Annotated in this window: 16 protein-coding genes; 6 read left to right on the top strand and 10 right to left on the bottom strand. The window is 66.9% G+C overall.

Annotated elements, in window-relative coordinates:
* Positions 1-2: 2 nt before the first annotated feature.
* The 6 genes from folE to dacB form a co-directional block, all read right to left on the bottom strand.
* Positions 3-647 (bottom strand): GTP cyclohydrolase I FolE, encoded by a 645-nt coding sequence (folE, locus tag ASG86_RS04160; protein ID WP_056330657.1) that lies wholly within the window; start codon positions 645-647, stop codon positions 3-5.
* A gap of 9 nt (positions 648-656) precedes the next feature.
* Entirely contained in the window at positions 657-2,720 is a 2,064-nt protein-coding gene (gene ftsH / locus ASG86_RS04155; protein ID WP_056330654.1) for an ATP-dependent zinc metalloprotease FtsH, read from the bottom strand.
* Between the two features lie 223 nt (positions 2,721-2,943).
* Positions 2,944-3,495 (bottom strand): hypoxanthine phosphoribosyltransferase, encoded by a 552-nt coding sequence (gene hpt / locus ASG86_RS04150; RefSeq protein ID WP_056330651.1) that lies wholly within the window; start codon positions 3,493-3,495, stop codon positions 2,944-2,946.
* A gap of 30 nt (positions 3,496-3,525) precedes the next feature.
* Positions 3,526-4,599 carry a tRNA lysidine(34) synthetase TilS gene (tilS, locus tag ASG86_RS04145; RefSeq protein ID WP_200946145.1) on the bottom strand — a complete coding sequence of 358 codons (1,074 nt, stop codon included), beginning with the start codon at positions 4,597-4,599 and terminating at the stop codon, positions 3,526-3,528.
* Between the two features lie 153 nt (positions 4,600-4,752).
* Complete coding sequence (locus ASG86_RS04140) at positions 4,753-5,883, bottom strand: zinc-dependent metalloprotease (RefSeq protein ID WP_056330715.1); 1,131 nt, start codon at positions 5,881-5,883, stop codon at positions 4,753-4,755.
* Positions 5,884-6,183: 300 nt separating this feature from the next.
* Entirely contained in the window at positions 6,184-7,692 is a 1,509-nt protein-coding gene (dacB, locus tag ASG86_RS04135; protein ID WP_082566664.1) for a D-alanyl-D-alanine carboxypeptidase/D-alanyl-D-alanine endopeptidase, read from the bottom strand.
* Between the two features lie 155 nt (positions 7,693-7,847).
* Between dacB and ASG86_RS04130 the strand changes: the two genes are divergently transcribed.
* From ASG86_RS04130 to ASG86_RS04120, 3 genes are all read left to right on the top strand, one after another.
* Complete coding sequence (locus ASG86_RS04130; RefSeq protein WP_018762663.1) at positions 7,848-8,336, top strand: inorganic diphosphatase; 489 nt, start codon at positions 7,848-7,850, stop codon at positions 8,334-8,336.
* Between the two features lie 143 nt (positions 8,337-8,479).
* On the top strand, positions 8,480-9,805 hold the full coding sequence (locus tag ASG86_RS04125) for a carboxylesterase family protein (RefSeq protein ID WP_056330647.1): 1,326 nt from the start codon (positions 8,480-8,482) through the stop codon (positions 9,803-9,805).
* Between the two features lie 21 nt (positions 9,806-9,826).
* Entirely contained in the window at positions 9,827-10,564 is a 738-nt protein-coding gene (locus ASG86_RS04120; protein WP_056330643.1) for a DUF429 domain-containing protein, read from the top strand.
* A 9-nt stretch (positions 10,565-10,573) separates the two neighbouring features.
* Here ASG86_RS04120 and ASG86_RS04115 read toward each other — a convergent pair whose 3' ends face one another.
* On the bottom strand, positions 10,574-12,970 hold the full coding sequence (locus ASG86_RS04115) for a phosphoketolase family protein (protein WP_235565090.1): 2,397 nt from the start codon (positions 12,968-12,970) through the stop codon (positions 10,574-10,576).
* A gap of 234 nt (positions 12,971-13,204) precedes the next feature.
* On the opposite strand from ASG86_RS04115, the gene ASG86_RS04110 reads away from it, so the two are divergent.
* Together ASG86_RS04110 and ASG86_RS04105 are read left to right on the top strand one after the other, a co-directional pair.
* Positions 13,205-15,433, top strand: coding sequence for a catalase (locus ASG86_RS04110; RefSeq protein ID WP_056330637.1), 2,229 nt, complete (start codon positions 13,205-13,207; stop codon positions 15,431-15,433).
* A gap of 146 nt (positions 15,434-15,579) precedes the next feature.
* Entirely contained in the window at positions 15,580-16,179 is a 600-nt protein-coding gene (locus ASG86_RS04105) for a hypothetical protein (protein WP_056330634.1), read from the top strand.
* Between the two features lie 47 nt (positions 16,180-16,226).
* On the opposite strand, the gene ASG86_RS04100 is transcribed toward ASG86_RS04105, so the two are convergent.
* Positions 16,227-16,811, bottom strand: a complete 585-nt coding sequence (locus ASG86_RS04100) for a histidine phosphatase family protein (RefSeq protein ID WP_056330632.1) — start codon at positions 16,809-16,811, stop codon at positions 16,227-16,229.
* A gap of 114 nt (positions 16,812-16,925) precedes the next feature.
* Positions 16,926-17,813, bottom strand: a complete 888-nt coding sequence (locus tag ASG86_RS04095) for an HAD family hydrolase (protein WP_056330710.1) — start codon at positions 17,811-17,813, stop codon at positions 16,926-16,928.
* 250 nt (positions 17,814-18,063) lie between these two features.
* On the opposite strand from ASG86_RS04095, the gene ASG86_RS04090 reads away from it, so the two are divergent.
* Positions 18,064-19,059: a hypothetical protein gene (locus tag ASG86_RS04090; RefSeq protein WP_156386118.1), complete on the top strand. Its 996-nt coding sequence runs from the start codon at positions 18,064-18,066 to the stop codon at positions 19,057-19,059.
* Between the two features lie 85 nt (positions 19,060-19,144).
* On the opposite strand, the gene serS is transcribed toward ASG86_RS04090, so the two are convergent.
* On the bottom strand, positions 19,145-20,425 hold the full coding sequence (gene serS / locus ASG86_RS04085; protein WP_056330626.1) for a serine--tRNA ligase: 1,281 nt from the start codon (positions 20,423-20,425) through the stop codon (positions 19,145-19,147).
* Between the last annotated feature and the right edge of the window lie 63 nt (positions 20,426-20,488).

Raw genomic sequence — 20,488 nt, 5'->3', positions numbered from 1 at the left:
TGTTACCTTCCGAGGATGAGGCTCATGGCTTCGGCACGGGTGGCCGGGTCATGAAGCTGCCCGCGGACCGCACTGGTGACGGTCTTCGCTCCGGGCTTGCGGATACCGCGCATCGACATGCACATGTGTTCGCATTCAACGACGACGATGGCACCACGGGGTTTGAGGTGGCGGACCATCGCTTCGACGATTTCAGTGGTGAGCCGCTCCTGCACCTGCGGGCGGCGGGCATAGATGTCCACCAGGCGGGCCAGCTTGCTCAGCCCGGTAACTTTGCCATCGTGCGAGGGGATGTAGCCAACATGGGCCACCCCGTGGAACGGCACCAGGTGGTGCTCGCACGTGGAGTAGAACGGGATGTCCTTGACCAGGACCAGTTCCTCATGGTCCAGGTCAAAGGTGGTGGACAGGACCTCCGCGGGGTCGCGGTGCAGTCCCGCGAACATTTCGGCGTACGCCTTGGCCACCCTTTTCGGGGTGTCGAGGAGGCCGCCGCGGTCCGGGTCCTCGCCGATGGCAAGGAGGATCTCACGGACGGCCGCCTCGATCCTCGGCCGGTCCACCTTTTCGTGTTTCGAATGGTGGGAACCGTCCTCCGCCAGAGGTACGGCGGAGGCGGGAACGTCGTCGTCGTCGAAAGAAGTCACAGGGAAAGCTTAGCCGCGAAGGGTGTCAGGCCCCGAGTCGGGGGTGCCGCCGTGAAACGGAGCGTCTTCCGGAACGCCCTGCGAATGAGGGGGCTGGGCGTCCAGCGGCTCATCCATCCGGGCCTTCTTGGCTTCCTCCTGCGCCTCGCGCTCGGCGCGCTCCTGGCGGCTCTCCACCGGGCCTGCCATCTGGACCGGGCGGGTCTCCTTGGACAGCCACACCTCGCGGAAGTCACGCTTGCGGACGTCCCTGAAGATGTCGGCGATCTCGGCTTGGTTCAGCGTTTCGCGCTCCAGCAACTCCAAGGCCAGGAGGTCCAGGACGTCCCGGTTTTCGGTGAGGATCTCGTAGGCCTCATCGTGGGCCTGCTCAATCAGGCGGCGCACTTCCTCGTCCACGACGTAGGCGATCTGGTCCGAGTAGTTGCGCTCGTGGCCTGCGTCGCGGCCCAGGAAGGGTTCACCGCCGCCCTGGCCGAGGCGGACCGCGCCGACGCGTTCGCTCATGCCGTATTCGGTGACCATCTTGCGGGCCGTGCCGGTTGCCTTCTCGATGTCGTTGGAGGCGCCGGTGGACGGATCGTGGAACACGATCTCCTCGGCCACGCGGCCGCCCATGGCATAGGCCATCTGGTCCAGGAGCTCATTTCGGGTCACGGAGTACTTGTCGTTTTCCGGAACCACCATGGTATAGCCCAGGGCCCGGCCGCGCGGGAGGATGGTGATCTTGGTGACCGGAGCGGAGTTGCGGAGGGCCGCCGCCACCAGGGCGTGGCCGCCTTCGTGGTACGCGGTGATCTTGCGCTCGTGTTCCTTCATGACCCGGCTGCGCTTCTGCGGGCCGGCCATGACGCGGTCAATGGCTTCGTCCAGGGCGCGGTCGTCGATCAGGTTGGCGTTGGAGCGGGCGGTGAGCAGCGCAGCCTCGTTGAGGACGTTGGCGAGATCGGCACCGGTGTAGCCGGGGGTCTTCTTGGCCACGGCCTTCAGGTCCACACCGGGCGCCATCGGCTTACCCTTGGCGTGCACCTGCAGGATTTGGTCGCGGCCGATCAGGTCCGGTGCGTCCACGCCGATCTGGCGGTCGAAGCGGCCGGGACGCAGCAGTGCCGGGTCCAGGACGTCGGGCCGGTTGGTGGCGGCGATGAGGATGACGTTGGTTTTCACGTCGAAGCCGTCCATTTCAACCAGCAGCTGGTTGAGGGTCTGCTCGCGTTCGTCGTTGCCGCCGCCGATGCCTGCACCGCGGTGGCGGCCGACGGCGTCGATCTCGTCGACGAAGATGATGGCGGGCGAGTTGGCCTTGGCCTGTTCAAAGAGGTCGCGGACGCGGGAGGCGCCGACGCCGACGAACATTTCCACGAAGTCCGAGCCGGAGATGGAGAAGAAGGGGACGCCTGCCTCACCGGCCACCGCGCGGGCCAGCAGGGTTTTACCGGTACCTGGAGGGCCGTAGAGCAGCACGCCCTTGGGGATCTTGGCGCCAACAGCCTGGAACTTGGCCGGTTCCTGCAGGAATTCCTTGATCTCCTGCAGTTCCTCCACGGCCTCGTCGGAGCCGGCCACGTCCGCGAAGGTCACCTGCGGCATGTCCTTGCTGACCATCTTGGCCTTGGACTTGCCGAACTGCATGATCTTGGAGCCGCCGCCCTGCATGCGGGTCATCAGGAACCAGAAGAGGGCGCCCAGCAGGATGACCGGGATCAGGAGGGAGAGCAGGCCGGAGAACCAGTTGCTTTCGATCGGCTGGTCAGTGAAGCCCTGGGCCGGCTTGGCGTCGGTGACAGCCTTCACCACGTCCTGCGCGCGGGCATCAACGAAGAAGAACTGGACGCTCTTGCCCTTGTCCTGCCCCTCCAGCTGCAGGTTGTCCTTCAGCGTGAGGTCAACGCGGTTTTCGCCGTCGAAGATCTTGGCCTGCTCCACCTTGTTGCCGGAGAGCAGTTCCAGGCCCTTGTCGGTATCGATCCGGGCCGCACCGCCGGGGGCGAGCGTTGCAAAAGCCACGAGGAGCAGACCGACCACAACGACGATCCAGATGCCCGGGCCTTTGAAGAAGTTCTTAGCTTTCATCTGTTCGGGGGCTGGCCCCGTCCCTTCCGGTAGTGCTTCACGGCGAGTAGTCTGCGCGCGTGATGGTGCTGCGTCAGCTTCTAGCTATACACCGTCCGGAGTACATCACGCATAGCGAAAAGCAAAAGTTCCCTGTGGGCGTAGCTGCGCGGGGACAGCGCAGGAGCTGCCTGCGTGGCGGGGTTTTGCCGGGGCACGGCGGTGGTGGAGCGTGCCGCGCGGCTTACTCGTAGACGTGCGGGGCCAGGGTTCCCACGAAGTCAAGGTTGCGGTACTTTTCGGCGTAGTCCAGGCCGTAGCCCACCACGAATTCATTGGGGATGTCGTAGCCGACGTACTTGACGTCGATTTCCACCTTGGCGGCGGTGGGCTTGCGGAACGCCGTGCAGATCTCCACCGAGGCGGTACCGCGGGATTCCAGGTTGGTCTTGAGCCAGGACAGGGTAAGGCCGGAATCGATGATGTCCTCGACGATCAGGACATCCTTGCCCATCAGGTCGGTGTCCAGGTCCTTCAGGATGCGCACCACTCCGGAGGACTGCGTGCCCGAACCGTAGGAGGACACGGCCATCCAGTCCATGGAGATGTGGCTGTGAAGTGCACGGGCAAGGTCGGCCATGACCATCACGGCGCCCTTCAGCACACCCACAAGGAGGATCTCGCGCCCTTCGTAGTCCTTGTCGATCTGCGCAGCGAGCTCGCTGATCCGCTGCTGGATCTGCTCCTTGGTGTAGAGAACGTGCTTGAGATCTGCCTGGACGTCGTTTGAATCCACCAATGGCTCCTGTTTAGATGCGGGGTGCGACTATTTTGCGGGCGGTTTTTGAGACCGGAATACTAGCTTCCCACAGCGCGCCGGTTCGCGGGGAACGGAACCGGGGCCGCCCTCCGCCCCGGGCACACCCGCAGCCTTCGATCCCTCCAGCTGCGTTAGCGACAACCGGTACACGCTGACGTTGCCGGGAAGCTCCACCGGTCCGGCCGAACCCTGCCGCCGCAACAGCGCCTCCGCCGCCAAAAGGCGCTGGTAGCTGGGCTGCTGCCCGCCGACGTCGGCCGCTGCCTTTGCGATCACCCGGAACCTGATGGCCGGGGCCAGGGCACGCAAGGCCTCCTCAGGCAGCGCCAGCGTGCCGCCGTCGCGCTCCACAAGGGATGCGAAGGTGCTTTCCGCCACAGCCTCCAGGTAGTCGGCGTCCAGCTGCAGGATGGCGGCGGTCCGGGCCAGGGACTCGGCGACGCCGGGGCCAAGGTTCTCCTCGAGGTGCGGGAGCACCTCCACACGGGTCCGGGAGCGCGCGAACGCGGGATCGGTGTTGGTGGGATCGTGCCAGGGATCCAGTTCCTCCACAGCGCAGATCTCCTCGGTGTCCGCCCTGCGCAGGCCGAGGAACGGCCGCAGGAGGACACTGTTTCCGGCACCGGCCCGGGCGGGGCGCATGCCGGCGAGGGAGCGTGACCCGGAGCCCCGGGCCAGGCCCAGCAGTACCTGCTCCGCCTGGTCATCGAGGGTATGGCCCAGCAGGATGGCGTCCGCGCCCTGTGCCTCAGCGGCCGCCTCGAGCGCCGCATGCCGGGCTTCGCGCGCTGCGGCCTCAGGTCCCATGCCCGCACCGGCCACCGTCACCGTGCGGATTTCCACGGGCGAGAGGCCCAGTTCCTGCAGTGTCCTGGCAGTGCGGGCGGCAACGTCCGCAGACCCCTCCTGCAGTTGGTGGTTTACCACCACGGCACCCACGGTCAGCGGACGCCCGTCCACGTGGCCGCGCCGCGCAAAGTACGCTGCGACGGCGGCAAGTGCCAGCGAGTCAGGCCCCCCGCTGCACGCCACCAGGACGTGGCGGGGATATCCGGCGTCGGCCAACGCGTTTTGCAGCATTTTGCGGGCGGTCCCGACGACGGGTGCCAGCCTTCCGGGCCGGCGTCGTCCGCTGCGTGTCCCCACGGCGCCGGCGGATGGGAAGTCAGGCAGGGGTGCGCCGGACAGGGGTGTTCCGGGCAGCGGTGTTCCGGGCACCGGGGCGTCCGCCAATCAGAGCCCCATCCGCTCAAGCCACAGCTTGGCGTCGTGGATCTCAGGCTCGGTGGGCAGGTGGTCCACCGATTCCCAAACCTTGTTGAAGCCCTCCATTCCGGCCACCTCCACCACGGCGCGGACGAATCGGGCGCCATCGGAGTACTGGCGCATCTTGGCGTCCAGGCCCAGGAGGCTGCGGATGAACTTCTCGATGACCCCGCGGTCCTTGCCGCGGTCGTTGAACCGCTGCCGGATGGTCTTCACGGAAGGGACAATGCTGGCGTCGACAGCGTCCATCACCACGTTCGCATGCCCTTCCAGCAGGCTCATCACCGCGGTGAGGTGCGAGATGGCAGCCTTTTCCTCAGGATCCTGCAGCAGGTCCAGGATGGCGCCGCGGCCGGGCGTATTTCCGGTGGCGGAGCGGTCCTTCAGGGAGCGGGCAGCGGCGGTGGCGCGCTCCATCAGGGTGTCGACGTTGCCCAGGAGGTGGCCGCTGAGTTCATCGATCTGTTCCAGCATGTGGTGCCGCAGCCAGGGCGCTGCCGCGAACTGGACACGGTGGGTTTGCTCGTGCAGGCAGACCCAGAGCCGGAAATCCTCCGGCGTGACGTTGAGCTCGCGCTCCACTGAAACGATATTGGGGGCCACCAGCAGGAGCCTGCCGGCCGCGGGGGCCGACGAGTTTTCCGACAGCGCCGCAAAGGGATCGTACTGGCCCAGGACCTTGCTGGACAGGAAGGCAAGCACGGCGCCCAATTGGCTGCCGGTGATGGCGCCGCTGACCTGGGCGGCGGCGGGGCTGAGGGTTCCGTGGCGGCTGTCCAGCATCTTCTGCATGGCAGGCTTGAGCATCACCGCGAAGCTCTGGGTGTTGGCCTTGGCCCAAGACGCCCGGTCCACCACCAGCACCGAGGAATCGCGGAGGTCCCGCGCCGCCTCCAGTCCGGTGATTTCGTGGACGTGCGGAACAGACGCATCCGCCAGCCGGCGAAGACTGTCCACCGCCTCGCCGATGGCCTTTTCGTCGAGCACGGGCCCGGCGGGAGCCAGCCGCGCTGCGGCGGAAGCAGCGAGGTCCCAGTTGATCAGGGACTGGGCTGTTGGGGACAACGTCGATGCGGACTCGCGCGCAGTGGACTCCATGGTTCCCATCAGAACACAGCAGGCCGGGGATCGTCCTTAAGTTCGCTGACCGGCGAACTTGCACAGCCGCCGCACAGGAGGGCGAAAGTCCTGTCCCAGTCCGGGCGCACACTGTGGGAGGACAGGAAGAATCCGCCCAAGAAGGAGGCCGTCATGATCCCCTACCGTCCCGTTCCTCCCCTGACCGCAGGCCCGCGCAAGGGCTGGGCGTCGGTGCTTGCCGCCGTCGTCATGGCTGCGCTGCTGGGCATCCAGGCCCGGTAGTACCAGCAGCAGGGGTGCCCGCCGCTGCAATTCGGGTTAGCGGCAGCCGCAGCCTGCCAGCGCCGTGGCGGCCCGGTCCAGGGCTTCCTTGTTGCCGGCGGCGCCAGGCGTCAGGCCGTTGCCGATGAAGGAGAAAACCAGGAGCCGCCCATCTGCGTCCACGACGTACCCGCTCAGTGCCAGCACGGAATTCAGCGTCCCGGTCTTGGCGCGGACCAGGCCCGCGCCGCCGGAGGTGGTGGCGTCCCCGTAGCGCGTCTCCAGGGTTCCGGAGAGTCCGCCCACCGGAAAGCCGTCCAGGGCGGCTCGAAGCCTGGTGTCCGGCCCGGTGGTGATGGCCCGCACCACCTCCGTGAACTGGCGGGCCGAAACCTGGTTGCCCATGGCCAGTCCGCACACATCCGCCAGCTTCACCGAGTCGGTGGGTATGCCGGCTGCGGCAAGCTCGGCGGAGACCACAGCCGTGGCGCCGTCGTTGCTCCCTGGCCGTCCGGTGGCCACAGCGGCCATCCGCCCCATGGTTTCGGCCAGGTAGTTGTCCGAAACCTGCAGCATCAGGTTCACCTGCTCTGCCACGGTGGCCGATTCAACGGCCGCCAGCGCTGCGGTGTTGGGTTGGGAAGGCCCTGGTGAACGTTCGACGCCGGCCGCCACCGTGAGCCCCGCCCCGGCACCTGCCGCACGGAGCCGGGCTTCGAACTCCGCCGCGGCGGCCATGGCTGCATCCTGGGGCCGGGGACCGGTGGTGACGGCCGGATTGAGGCGCGCAGAGTTGAGGGCCAGGGGGTACAGCGGGGCTATCTCACCGGCTTCCACGTCGCCGCTCTGCCAGTTGGGATTCAGCGCCGGCCCTGTGAAGAGGGAGTCATCCACCAAAACCTTGATATCTCCCGTGATGCCCGCTGCCTGCAGGGCCTGCGCCGTGAGGGCGGCCAGGGTGGCCAGGCCGGCGTGGCCCATAACCTGTTCCGGCTGCGACTCCCCCGCCGCCAGGAGCACGTCGCCGCCGCCCACCAGCACCACCTGCCCGGCGGCGGTGCCGGGGACAACTTTGGTGGTGAAACGATGGTCCGGCCCCAGGGTGCGCAGCGCGGCCACCGCCGTCAGCAGCTTAAGGTTCGACGCCGGCACCCGGCTTTCTGCCCCTCCCCGGTCGAAGAGGACCTGGCCCGTGAGTGCGTCCTGCACCATACCGGTGAAAGTACCGCCGCCGTCGACCTTTAACGCAGGCTCCACCTGGGCCGTCACCGCTGCCTGGAGCGGCACCGGGGCGGACGCCTGGAGCGGGGCAAGAACCTGCGGGGCGGAGAGGGTGGCGGGGGCCTGCTGCCAGGCAGGGGGCGCCGGTTTAGGTTGAGGAGCGTCGGGGCCGATGAAGCCGGGGGCCACCAGCAGGGCTCCCGGGACGGCCAGGACGAGCAGGAGCAATGCCGCCAGGACCAGCGGCCAGGGCCTGCGCGGCCCTTCCCCCGGGACCTGGCCGAGGCCGCCGCGGGGCCCGGAGCGATGCGCGCTCAACGGTTCCCGGCCGGTTGTTTTGGTCATGCTGGTGCTGGTCCTCAAGTCCTGAAATATCCCCACAAGTTCCTGATTCCAGGGCCTCTCGCTATATCCTCAATAGTAGTCGGCGGCACCGACACTCTTTTTTGTGGGCCCGTCAAGTGTGCCGCGCACCCCCTGCAATTGCCGAGGAGCATTCCATGAAGCACGACGTCACCATCGAGATCCCCAAGGGATCGCGCGTCAAGTACGAAGTTGACCACGAGACCGGCCGCGTCCGCCTGGACCGCGTCCTCTTCACCTCCATGCAGTACCCCACGCACTACGGGTACTTCGAGAACACCCTCGGCGAGGACGGCGATCCGCTGGACGCACTGGTGCTCCTGCAGGACTTCGACCTGCACCCCGGCGTCATCGTGGAGTCCCGCCCCATCGGCGTCTTCAACATGACCGACGACGGCGGCGGAGATGCCAAGATCCTCTGCGTTCCGGTGGATGCCCGCTTTGACCACATCCAGGAAGTCAGCGACGTCAACGAATTCCTGATCAAGGAAATCGAGCACTTCTTCACGCGCTACAAGGACCTGGAGCCGGGCAAGTGGGTCAAGGCCGAGGGCTGGGGCGACCGCGCCGCCGCCGAGGCCGAACTGGAAGCCTCCATCAAGCGTTACGTGCCCACCGGCCACTAGTTTTCCAGGCGGGCCGCCTCAGCGCGGCCTACGCCAAGAATCCCCGCCTCCTGGACCAAACCCCGCGTTATGCGCCGGGGAAAGGTCCGGGAGGCGGGGATTTCTGTTGTCCGGCCATCGTGAATCTGTGGAATCGTTGGCCTGTGACTTCCGAGCCTTCGTTCAATCCTCCGTGCGGGCCTGTCGCCGGCTGGCGGGACGGCGACGTTATCCGCGCCACCGGCATCCCGTATGCCACAGCTGCACGGTTCCAGCCGCCCGCCCCGGCCCAGGACTGGACCTCCGAACTGTCCGCCACGTCCCCCTCCCCTGCCTGCCCGCAGGCGCCTGTCCCCTTCCTCGACGACGTCCTGGGCACCCGATACGGGGAACTTCCGGGCAGCGAGGACTGCCAGAACCTCTCCATCACCATGCCGGCCGACCTCACCCCGGACGAAAAGCTGCCCGTCATGGTCTGGATCCACGGCGGCTCATACACCACGGGATCCGGCGACCTGGCCATCTTCGACCCTGCCCGGCTGGTGGCCGAGAACCGCGTGATCGTGGTCTCCGTGACCTACCGGCTGGGGCTGTTCGGGTTCCTGGCAACACCCCGCGGGCGGCCCGGCAACCTGGGGCTCCTGGACCAGCTTGAGGCGTTCCGGTGGGTGCAGCGGAACATCGCAGCCTTTGGCGGGGACCCCGGATGGGTCACCGCCTTCGGCCAGTCCGCCGGCGGCGACGCCATTGCACACCTGATGGCCACTCCGGAAGCGCCCACCCTCTTCCAGCGAGCCATCATCCAGAGCGCACCGCTGGGCATCACCCGGGGGCGCGCCAAGATGAATCACGCCATGGGAATTGCCGCCGAATCCGTCACCGAACAGACACCGGCCATGGACGTGGTGGCGCTCGAGGAGCGGGTCACCCAGGTGGCCAAAAAGTTCGGCATGCTGGCCGCCATGCCTTTCGGCACCCAGTACGGTCACGACCCCCTCCCGGCGGAATCCGATATCGAAGCGGCATGGGACCGGACGGCACCGGCCATCGAGGTGCTGATCGGCCATACCTCGGAGGAGGCCCGGCTGTTCCTCCCCCGCAGTCCGCGCCTGATGCGCCTGGCGGGTGTCCCTGTGGTGGGACCACACGCCGTGCGCGCCATCGACTGGGTGGTCACCGAAACCGTGTACGGCCGGGCAATCCGCCGGTTTGCCCGTCGCCACGCCAAGGCGGGCGGAAAGGCCCACCGCTACCTCCTGACCTGGCACGCACCCGGCAATATTTTTGGTGCAGCGCACACCGTCGACCTGCCGCTGCTGCTCGGCACCAGGAAGACCTGGGACGGCGTGGGCCTGATCGACGGCGCCCGCTGGGAGGACGTGGACATGACAGGCCGGTCCGTGCGGGCCCTGTGGGCCGGCTTCGCCCGCGGCGATGATCTCGGCGAAGCGGGAGCCGTTGACGGCGCGCTGCGTTACAGGCGGGTCTGACAGGCAGTCAAAACCCTCGGCGTGGACCTGGCGGCGGCCACCAAAAAGACTGCGGTGGCCGTCATCGAATGGGGCCAGGGTTCCGTGCAGCTGGTCCACCTGGCACTCGACGTGACTGACCAGGACATCGTGGAGCTGTTCGGCTCCTGCGAGATGACCGGCGTGGACTGTCCTGTGGGCTGGCCCGACGCGCTGATCCCGTTCCTCACCGGACACCTGGACTTCGATGCCGGCCCCGTCCTGGAGTACGACGGGATTGCCGGCCGAAGGCTCCTTGCCTACCGCGACACCGAGCGCTTCGTCACCCGCCAGACCGGGCTGATCCCGCTGAGCGTCTCCGCGGACCGGCTGGCACACCCGGCGATGCGCTGCGCAGTGATCCAGGCAAAGATTGCCGCGCTGCACGGCCCACAGCCACGGGACGGCTCCGGCCGCCTTGCCGAGGTGTACCCGGCCGCATCGCTGAAGATCTGGGGCCTCAACGGCCGCGGCTACAAGGGCCGCGGCGTCCCCGAAGCCGAACGCCTCGGCCTCCTGCTGGCTGCCCTCGAAGAGCAGGCGCCATGGCTGGACCTTGCCGGACACCGGGAAAGCCTGGCCGCTTCGGACGACCTGTTCGACGCCGTCATAGCCTCCCTCACCGCCCGGGCCGCCGCCCGCCGTCGTACCCTTTTGCCGGACGGGTCCCATGCCAGGGCGGCACGCAGCGAAGGCTGGATCCACCTCCCGTCCTGCACTCTGGAAGAGCTCCCGGGCTAAGTGGGCCGGCTATGCGCCGGAGTGCCCCAGCTTCCAGTTCCGGATCTCCTCCGGGTCCTCACCGTGGGTCCGGGTGTGCTCGCGGGCACGGTTGCGGCGGTCCTGCAGGTCCTGACGCAGCAGCGAGTGCTTTTCCGCCAGACCGGGCACGCGGTCGATCGCGTCGATTGCCAGGGTAAAGCGGTCGATGCCGTTAAGCATGGCCATATCGAATGGCGTGGTGGTGGTCCCCTCCTCCTTGTATCCGTGCACGTGCAGGCCCTGCTGGTTGGTGCGCCGGTACGCCAGCCGGTGGATCAGTGCGGGATAGCCGTGGTAGGCAAAGATGACGGGCTTGTCCGCGGTGAAGATGCCGTCAAAGTCATGGGCAGGCAGGCCGTGCGGGTGCTCGCTTTCGTCCTGCAGCCGCATCAGGTCCACCACGTTGACCACGCGGACCTTGAGGCCGGGGGCGCCCTCGCGGAGCAGTTCGGCGGCTGCCACCGTCTCCACGGTGGGCACGTCACCGGCGCAGGCCAGCACGACGTCGGGCTCCTCGCCGGGCACCTCAGAGCCGGCGAACGTCCAGATCCCCAGGCCGCGGTGGCAATGGTTGGCGGCGTCGGCGGGGCCGAGCCAGGTGGGCGAGGGCTGCTTGCCGCTGACCACGATGTTCACGTAGTCGGTGGAGGCCAGGCAGTGCTCCATGACGGAGAGCAGGGTGTTGGCGTCCGGCGGCAGGTACACCCGGATGACCTCGGCCTTCTTGTTGACGGCGTGGTCGATGAAGCCGGGGTCCTGGTGCGAGAACCCGTTGTGGTCCTGCTGCCACACGTGCGACGACAGCAGGTAGTTCAACGATGGCACCGGCTGGCGCCAGTGCAGCTTGCGGGAAACCTTCAGCCATTTGGCGTGCTGGTTGAACATGGAGTCGACAATGTGGACGAAGGCTTCGTAGCAGTTGAACACCCCGTGCCGGCCAGTGAGGAGGTACCCCTCGAGCCAGCCCTGGCACAGGTGCTCGCTCAGCACCTCCAGGACACGGCCGGAGCGCGCCAGGTGCTCGTCGACGTCGTCAATCCGGTACTGCCACACCTTGTCGGTGACCTCGTAGACGTTCTGCAGCCGGTTGGATGCCGTCTCGTCCGGCCCGAACAGCCGGAAGTTCTCCATGTTCTGCGCGATCACGTCCCGCATCCAGGAACCGAGCGTGACCATAGGGCTGACCCTGTCGATGCCGGCGTTGGGGACCTCGACGGCGTGGTCCCGGTAGGCGGGCAGTTTCAGCGCGCGCCTCAGCAGTCCGCCGTTGGCATGCGGGGTGGCACTCATGCGGAAATCGCCGGTGGGCGCTCCTTTCGCGACGTCGGCACGGAGCCGGCCGTCGCCGTCGAACAATTCCTCCGGCCGGTAGGACTGCAGCCACTCCTCCAGCTGTTTCAGGTGCTCGCCGTTGGTGCGCACCTCCGACAGCGGCACCTGGTGTGCCCGCCACGTGCCTTCCACCTGCAGCCCGTCCACGGTTCGGGGCCCGGTCCAGCCCTTGGGCGAGCGCAGGACGATCATTGGCCAGCGGTGCGCGGCGTCCTCGCCGGAATCCTCACCGGATGCGTCCTGCCGGTGGGTGTCCTGAATGGCCTTGATGTCCGCCAGGCACTGGTCCAGGACGCCGGCGAAATCGCGGTGCGCCTGCTCCGTGTTGTCCGGGTCCGTGACGGTAACGAAGTACGGCTCATGGCCGTACCCGCGCAGCAGCTGCTCCAGCTGGTCCTGCGGCATCCGGGCCAGGACGGTGGGGTTGGCGATCTTGTAGCCGTTCAGGTGCAGGATGGGCAGGACGGCGCCGTCCACGGCTGGGTCCAGGAAGTTGTGGGAATGCCAGCTGGCCGCCAGCGGCCCGGTTTCTGCCTCGCCGTCGCCGATCACCACCGCCGTGACCAGCTGCGGGTTGTCAAATACCGAGCCGTAGGCATGGGCCAGGGAGTATCCCAGTTCGCCGCCTTCGCTGATGGAGCCGGGGCTTTCCGGGGCCGCATGGCTTGGGATGCCACCGGGGTAGGAGAACTGCCGGAACAGTTCGGCCAGGCCGGCCTCGTCATTGCCCACATGGCCGTAGATTTCGGAATACGTTCCTTCCAGCCAGGCATTGGCGACGACGGCGGGACCGCCATGGCCGGGACCGGCAACAAAGAGCATCTCCAGGGAGTCGCGGCGGATCACGCGGTTCAGGTGGGCGTAGACGAAGTTGAGTCCGGGCGTGGTGCCCCAGTGCCCGAGCAGGCGGGACTTGGTGTCCTCAGCCTGCAGCGGTTCGCGCAGCAGCGGGTTGGACCGCAGGTAGATCTGCCCTACCGAAAGATAGTTGGCGGCCCGCCACCATTTGTCGACGAGGCTAAGTTCGTCCTGCCCCAGCCCGTCCTGCCGCATGTCTTCCTGCCGCCGTTCATTCTGTCCAGCGCTGCCGGGCATAACCATCCTCACGTCGGGTGTGCCGCTGCAGGCGGCCGTTCCCCCATCGCAACAGATGGAGGGGCAGGCAGGCAACCCCCGCCGTCGCGCTTTCCCGCTCTTGCGGCATCGCTGCGGGCGGCATGTAGGGTAGTAAGCAAGCTTAGCTTCCGCTCGGCGGGGCTGGGAAAATCTACTGCGGGGAGACCAGATATGCCAGCCGAAGACGACGTTGTGATTCCCGGAGTTCCGTCCAGTGAACCTCCGGCACGTGAAGAGCCCACCACCCCGCGCGAGCCGTTGCCCCCGAAACCGGACCAGCGCAGTCCTGAGGCGGTGTCCCCCACGGGAAGCCCCACCGGGGCGCCGGCCGGGGCACGCGCCCAGTCCGGCCAGTACCTGACCACGGCCCAGGGGCTTCGCCTGCAGGACACGGACCACTCCCTGAAGGCCGGCGCCCGCGGCCCCATCCTGCTGCAGGACCATCACCTGCGCGAAAAGATCACCCACTTTGACCACGAGCGGATCCCGGAGCGCGTTGTCCACGCCCGGGGCGCCGGAGCGCACGGTGTGTTCCGTTCCTACGGCAGCGCTTCGAAGGTCACGCGTGCCGGGTTCCTGGCCCCGGACGTTGAAACTCCGGTGTTTGTCCGGTTCTCCACCGTGCTCGGGTCCCGGGGATCCGCGGACGCCGTCAGGGACACCCGCGGGTTCTCCACCAAGTTCTACACCGATGAGGGCACCTACGACCTCGTGGGAAACAACATTCCCGTGTTCTTCATCCAGGACGGCATCAAGTTCCCGGACATCGTCCACGCGGCCAAGCCCCATCCGGACCGGGAAATTCCCCAGGCCCAAAGCGCCCACGACACCTTCTGGGACTTCGTTTCGCTGCACACTGAGGCGCAGGCCCACACCATGTGGAACATGTCCGACCGCGGCATCCCCCGGTCCTACCGGACCATGGAAGGCTTCGGCGTCCACACATTCCGGCTCACCAACGCCACCGGCGACACCACCCTGGTGAAGTTCCACTGGAAGCCCAAACAGGGCGTGCACTCCCTGGTCTGGGAAGAAGCCCAAATCATCAACGGCATGGACCCGGACTTCCACCGGCGCGATCTTGCCGACGCCATCGAGGCCGGCGCCTACCCTGAATGGGAGCTGGGCATCCAGACGTTCCCGGACACAGAGGACCAGATGTTCGAGGGCATCGATCTCCTGGACCCCACCAAGTTCGTCCCTGAGGAACTGGCGCCGGTGCAGCCGATCGGGCTCATGACCCTCAATGCCAACCCCACCAACTTCTTTGCCGAGACCGAGCAGGTGGCCTTCCATCCGGGTCACCTGGTGCCGGGAATCGATGTCACTAACGATCCCTTGCTGCAGGTCCGCCTGTTTTCCTACCTGGACACCCAGATCTCGCGCCTTGGCGGCCCAAACTTCGCCCAGATCCCCATCAACCGGCCGCACGCACCGGTCAACGACATGCTCCGCGATGGCATGCATCAGACGGCGGTCCATGCCGGGGTCGCCCCGTACCGGCCCAATTCCCTGGATGGCGGGTGCCCGTTCCTGGCTGGGGAAGACATGGGGGCTTTTGTGGACGTGCCCCAGGCAGTGGCCGAAAGCGTGAAGGAACGGCGCAATCCGGCCTCCTTCGATGACCACTACAGCCAGGCCCGGTTGTTCTTCCGGAGCCTGAGCGCCGTGGAACAGGACCACGTGATCCAGGCATACACGTTCGAACTCGGCAAATGCTTCGAGACGCCCGTCCGGGAACGCCAGCTCCAGGCCCTGGCCAACATTGACGCACGGCTTTGCGCCGCCGTCGCCGCCGGTCTGGGCATGCCTGCACCCCAGGCCACGGAACAGGTGGCGGATCAGGATCCCAGCCCGGCACTGTCCCAGATTGGCCAGGCCTGGCCGGTTGCGGGCCGCGTGGTGGGCATCATCGCCGACTCGTCCAGCGACCTGTCCCAGGTGGCAGCCGCCCGCAAAGCGCTCGACGACGAGGGCATGGTCCCGTTGGTCATCGCACCGGCGGGAGGCGCACTTTCCTCCGACGGGCTTTCGGTGATGGTGCAGCGCACCTTCCTTACGGCGCGGTCAACCGAGTTCGACGCACTGATCGTCGCCGGGGGACGGCATCCCGCACCCGACGCCACCGCAGGGCGGGACGCCAAGGGCGGGGAACCGCGTGAAGGGGCGGACCCGCGCGTCGCCCTGATGTTGACTGAGGCTTACCGCCACGCCAAGGCCATTGGCTTCTGGGGTTCGGGTTCAGCTGTCCTGGACGCGGCAGGCATCCCGCAGGACGCGGCGGGCATAGCTGCAGGAGACTCCGCAGCTGCGGTGACCTCCGCTGTCTCCGGGTTGCTCGCCGCCCACCGCGCCTGGGAGCGTTTCCCGGCAACCGGGGCAGCCGGGCAGGAGAACTGACGCCCGGTCCTTATCCATTTGCCGAATCACGGTTGAGGGTCCGCGTCCACGTGACGCGGACCCTCTCCCGTTTCAGGAATGGGGCAGCGCGGCCCTGCATTACCGGCCGTTTCGCAATTCCTACTTCCGGGTAGTGTGGACCCAGAATGTTCACACTGACCATCAACCAGACGGACAGCCGGCGTGACGGCGACCAGGTCCCGCAGCTGCTCAAGGCGCTGCGGCACATCCCTGCGCGCCTGGATTTTGACCGGTCTGTGGAGGACGAAGTCCAGGGCATCGTCGAGTGCCCGCACCAGGCGGTGGATGCAGCCATGATCGCGCTGCGCAGCGGGCACTGGTACGTGGGAATTGGTGCGGGGCCGGTGAACGAGCCGTTGCCCAACCAGGTCAAGGACGCGTCCGGCCATGGTTTGGTCTATGCCCGCCGGGCGGTGGACCGGCTCCGCAGCAGCAAGGAGCGGGTCCCGGTTGCGGTGGAGGGGCCGCTGGCGGATGTTGCCCAGGACGCAGAGGCCATCCTCCGGTTGCTCGGCCATATTGTGCGGGACCGCTCAGACGCGGAATGGCGGGTGCTGGACCTGCTGACCCCCGGTGTCCGGGGGCAGCAAAAAGCGGTGGCACAGGAACTGGGCATCACCACCCAAGCCGTCAGCAAAGCCGTGGCGCGGGCGCAGTGGAACGAGGAACATGCCGCCCGGCCGGCAGCTGCCAGGCTGCTGGCGCTGATCCTCGCGGCCCGGTAGCCTGCGGGCGCTTGGCCCTCTTTTGCGGCCTGTTGGGCTGATAGGCCTCAGCTGCCGGTGGCCGCCATAACGGGTTCGCCGTTGAAGTACTCCAGCTTCCAGCCGTCGATTGCGTGATGGTGCGCCAGGTTCAGTACGGCGTTGTCCACGCTGGACAGGGTCTGGCCGATGGCCCGGCTGAGGCTCACGCGCAGCAGGGTGCCGTGGGTGACCACCAGGAGCCGCTGGCCGCGGAACTCCTCCGCAAGGGCCTCCAGCGCGGCAAGCCCCCTGTTGGCAGCCTCTTCTTCGCTTTCCGCGCCTTTGAAACCGCCCGGAATACGCAATGCGTCCAGCTCCGGGCCGGCCTGCATTCCTTCAGCCGGTCCGAAGCTGCGCTCCGTGAGTTCCGGGACACGCCGGGACACTGACAGCCCCAGTCCCTCGGCAATCAGGTCCGCGGTTTCTGCGGCCCGGCTCAGGGGCGAGGAGACAATGGCGTCCCATTCGTACGGGGCAAGGACGGCGACGGCGTCCCTCGCCTGGCCGCGGCCGACGTCGTTCAGGGGGATATCCGTTGCTCCCTGCAGCCGCCGCTCGGCATTCCAATCGGTCTGGCCATGGCGGACGAGGGCAAACGTCGTAAGGGTCATGCCTCTATTCTGCCTTGGCCGACCGGCGGCCCTGAATTCCCGCTTGCTCCATCAGTAATGGTCGGCAAAACCGGGGTTTAGGTGCCGTATCTGATGGAGCAACGCGCAGGGTGTCTAGAGGAGGCTGCGCAGCACGTGGGCGGCGCCGTCGTCATGCACTGAGTGGGTGACCTCATTCGCGGCGGCCACCACCTCCGCCGGCGCCTGCCCCATGGCCACACCGCGGCCCGCCCAGGTGAGCATCTCGATGTCATTCCGGCCATCCCCGACAGCAACGGTGAGGTGCTCTTCAAAACCAAGGCGCACGCGAAGGTTTTCCAGCGCGCTGGCCTTGGTCACTCCTGCCGCAGCGATGTCCAGCCACGCGGTCCACCCCACGGAGTAGGTCACTCCCGCCAGGCCCACGTGGTTGATGGCCTCGGTAAACTCCTCCGGCGTGTTTTCGGTGCTGAAGACCACCACGCGCACGGCGGTGGCTTCCAGCATGGTGTGGAAGTCCACGCCCACGGCCTCGACGCCGAAGCTGGCATCCTGGAACCGCTCGGTGGAGAGGAAGTTGCCGTCGACGTCCTCAAGGGCGTACTTGGCGGACGGCAGCCGTTCCCGCAGCGCGCGCAGGGCGGGAGCGGGATCGAAGGTGGCCTTGTGGATCACCTCGTAGCCGTTTTCCAGTTCCGGATGCAGCCGGAGGGTCACGCCGCCGTTGCAGCAGACCGCATACCCGCGCTCTATTCCGATCTTTTCAATGATGGGAAGCGTGGCATTCAGGGAGCGGCCGGTGGCGATCATCACCTCGTGCCCGGCGGCCACCACGGCCTGCGCCGCTTCCCGCACACCCGGGGACATGTGACCGTCGTGGTTCACCAGGGTGCCGTCCACGTCCAGCGCGACCATGAACTTCCGGTCCGCACCGGCGAAGCCAAGGGCGTTCTCGTTGGTGTCTCGAATGTTGTCTCGCCGGTCATCGTTGCCGGCGACTGAGGTTTCAGTCAGCGTTGTCATCCACATAGTGAACCAGACGTAACTGACACGCGCTAGGACGCGGACCACAGGTTTATTGAACTGTTGGTTAACACAGCGGGTTCCCACATCCGGGGCCGGGATGTTCGTTGCGCACCCGCCAACGGACGATACACCCCCGCACGCGCCGGTGTATCGTCCACCTCGCGGTGCGAACTCCATGGGGCCGGTTATCCACATGCACCGGCCGGCCCCTCCAGCCCCCGACCATGCTCCAGCGACGATGAGTGGCATGCACCTGATTTCCGCCCTGGACCTTCGCCACACCACCGGGGACACCCGGTCACTCAGCAGGCGCTATGCGCAGGGTGAACTCGTCCGCGTTCGCAAGGGTGTTTACGCCGCGAAGGACGAATGGGTGTCGCTGCCTCCCTGGGAAAGGTACCTCCAAACGGTCCGGGCCGTGGACTTGGAACTGCCGCAATCCACGTTCTGCTTGAACACGGCCGCCGTCCTGTGGGACTTGGAACTCCTTGCTGTGCCCGGATATGTTCACTTGTCCGGGGCATCCCGGGGCCACACCGGCCGCAGGCAGCCAACAACCTCCGCGGCCCCTGACGGATCCAGGCGAACCGGCATCACCCACCTCACCGCATACGGCATCCACAGGCATCGCGGGGATACAGCGTCGGTCCAGCGCGGAGGCCTGCTGGTCACTCCGCTGCCCGATACCGTCATAAACGTCCTGGCGAGGGAAAGCTTCGCGGCAGGAGTCGTGCTGGCTGACCACGCAATCAGCAACCGCCGCGTTTCAGGACCTCCGGTCAGCAAGGACGAACTGTTCCAGGCGGCCTCCCAGCTCCCCTCGGCCGCCCGCCGAGACTGGGTGGCACAGGTGCTTAACTTCGCTTCGCCCCATTCAGAGTCAGCCGGAGAATCCCTTAGCCGCGCACAGATGCATCTTCTCGGTTTCCCGGCCCCCACGCTCCAGGCAAGGTTCCGGCAGGGAGGTTCATTGCTCGCCCGGACTGATTTCTTCTGGCCGCGGTACCGGCTGATCGGCGAGTTCGACGGCGACTCAAAGTACCTGAGTGACGACTACCTGGGCACACGGACGGCACGGCAAACCGTGTTGGCGGAGAAGAAACGCGAGGACAGGCTCCGGGCGGCGGGTTTCCGGGTTGTCAGGTGGGATTGGGCAACGGCCTCGGACCCGTCCCGCTTTACGGCGTGCCTCCGTCAGGCCGGTCTGCCGAATACCCTGAACAGACCGTCCAGCACCCAGTAACGGACAACGCACCCCCGCGCTCGGGGGTGCACTGTCCGTTCGAGGGTGCATTGTCCAGGTCCGGGTGCACCAACAGGGAAGAACCCTAGAGGACCGGCAGGACCTCGAGGCCGCCCAGGTACTTCTGCAGCGCCTTGGGCACGTTGACGGAGCCGTCCGGGTTCTGGTGGTGCTCCAGCAGCGCCACGATCCAGCGGGTGGTGGCCAGGGTGCCGTTCAGCGTGGCTACAGCCCGCGTGCCCTTGGCGACCCCCTCGGAGTTCACCACGCGCTCACGGATATTCAGGCGGCGCGCCTGGAACGTGGTGCAGTTGGAGGTGGAGGTCAGCTCACGGTAGGCGCCCTGGGTGGGGACCCACGCTTCGCAGTCGTACTTGCGGGCCGCGGAGGTGCCAAGGTCACCGGCAGCGGTATCAATCACCCGGTACGGCAGCTCGCACTTGGCCAGCATCTCCTCTTCCCAGGCCAGCAGGCGCTGGTGCTCGGCGGCAGCCTCTTCCACAGTGGTGTAGATGAACATCTCCACCTTGTTGAACTGGTGGACGCGGATGATGCCGCGGGTGTCCTTGCCGTGCGAACCGGCCTCGCGGCGGTAGCAGGAGCTCTGTCCGGCATAGCGGACCGGACCGTTGGAGAAGTCCAGGATTTCGTCCGCGTGGTACCCGGCAAGCGCCACCTCGGAGGTGCCCACAAGGTAAAGGTCGTCCTCGGCGAGACGGTAGATCTCGGCGTCGTGCTTTACATCGAAGCCGGTGCCCTGCATGGTCTCCGGGCGCACCAGCGTGGGGGTGATCATCGGGACGAAACCTGCTTCGATGGCCTGGTCCATGGCCATCTGCAGCAGTGCCATCTCCAGGCGTGCGCCGACGCCACGGAGGAAGTAGAAACGGGCACCGGAAACCTTGGCGCCGCGTTCCATGTCGATTGCGCCGATCAGCTCGCCGATCTCCAGATGGTCGCGGGGCTCGAAGTCCGGGAATTCGCGCGGGGTGCCGACGGTCTTGACCACCACGTAGTCATCCTCGCCGCCCTCGGGAACACCATCTTCAATGAGGTTGGGGATGGTGCGCAGGAGCTCTTCCTGCTTGGTCTGCGCAGCATCGGCCTCTGCAGACGCGGCCTTGACGGAGTTGGCCAGCTCCTTGACCTCCGCCAGCAGAGCCTGCTTCTCCTCGCCCTTGGCCTTCGCCACCTTCTTGCCGAACACGTTCTGCTCGGCGCGGAGGTTTTCGAAGCGGAGCAGGGCCTCGCGGCGGGCGGAATTCGCGGAGATGATCGCGTCCACCACTGATTCGTCCGCGCCGCGGGCGCGCTGGCTGGCACGGTACTTGTCAGGGTTTTCGCTGAGGTCTTTTACGTCGATCACCAGACAAGGGTATCCAATACAACGCACGACGGCGGGCGGCGGCCCCAGTGCACCCGCCCACCG

Source organism: Arthrobacter sp. Soil764 (assembly GCF_001428075.1).
In the GTDB taxonomy this organism is placed as follows: Bacteria; Actinomycetota; Actinomycetes; order Actinomycetales; family Micrococcaceae; genus Arthrobacter.
This window is presented reverse-complemented; position numbering and strand designations above follow the sequence as displayed.

Excerpts from the sequence above, each read along its gene's own strand:
- ftsH (WP_056330654.1), bottom strand. The coding sequence starts at position 2,720 with ATGAAAGCTAAGAACTTCTTCAAAGGCCCGGGCATCTGGATCGTCGTT.
- tilS (WP_200946145.1), bottom strand. The coding sequence starts at position 4,599 with ATGCTGCAAAACGCGTTGGCCGACGCCGGATATCCCCGCCACGTCCTG.
- ASG86_RS04140 (WP_056330715.1), bottom strand. The coding sequence starts at position 5,883 with ATGGAGTCCACTGCGCGCGAGTCCGCATCGACGTTGTCCCCAACAGCC.
- dacB (WP_082566664.1), bottom strand. The coding sequence starts at position 7,692 with ATGACCAAAACAACCGGCCGGGAACCGTTGAGCGCGCATCGCTCCGGG.
- ASG86_RS04130 (WP_018762663.1), top strand. The coding sequence starts at position 7,848 with ATGAAGCACGACGTCACCATCGAGATCCCCAAGGGATCGCGCGTCAAG.
- ASG86_RS04115 (WP_235565090.1), bottom strand. The coding sequence starts at position 12,970 with ATGCGGCAGGACGGGCTGGGGCAGGACGAACTTAGCCTCGTCGACAAA.
- ASG86_RS04110 (WP_056330637.1), top strand. The coding sequence starts at position 13,205 with ATGCCAGCCGAAGACGACGTTGTGATTCCCGGAGTTCCGTCCAGTGAA.
- ASG86_RS04105 (WP_056330634.1), top strand. The coding sequence starts at position 15,580 with ATGTTCACACTGACCATCAACCAGACGGACAGCCGGCGTGACGGCGAC.
- ASG86_RS04100 (WP_056330632.1), bottom strand. The coding sequence starts at position 16,811 with ATGACCCTTACGACGTTTGCCCTCGTCCGCCATGGCCAGACCGATTGG.
- ASG86_RS04095 (WP_056330710.1), bottom strand. The coding sequence starts at position 17,813 with ATGACAACGCTGACTGAAACCTCAGTCGCCGGCAACGATGACCGGCGA.
- ASG86_RS04090 (WP_156386118.1), top strand. The coding sequence starts at position 18,064 with ATGCACCTGATTTCCGCCCTGGACCTTCGCCACACCACCGGGGACACC.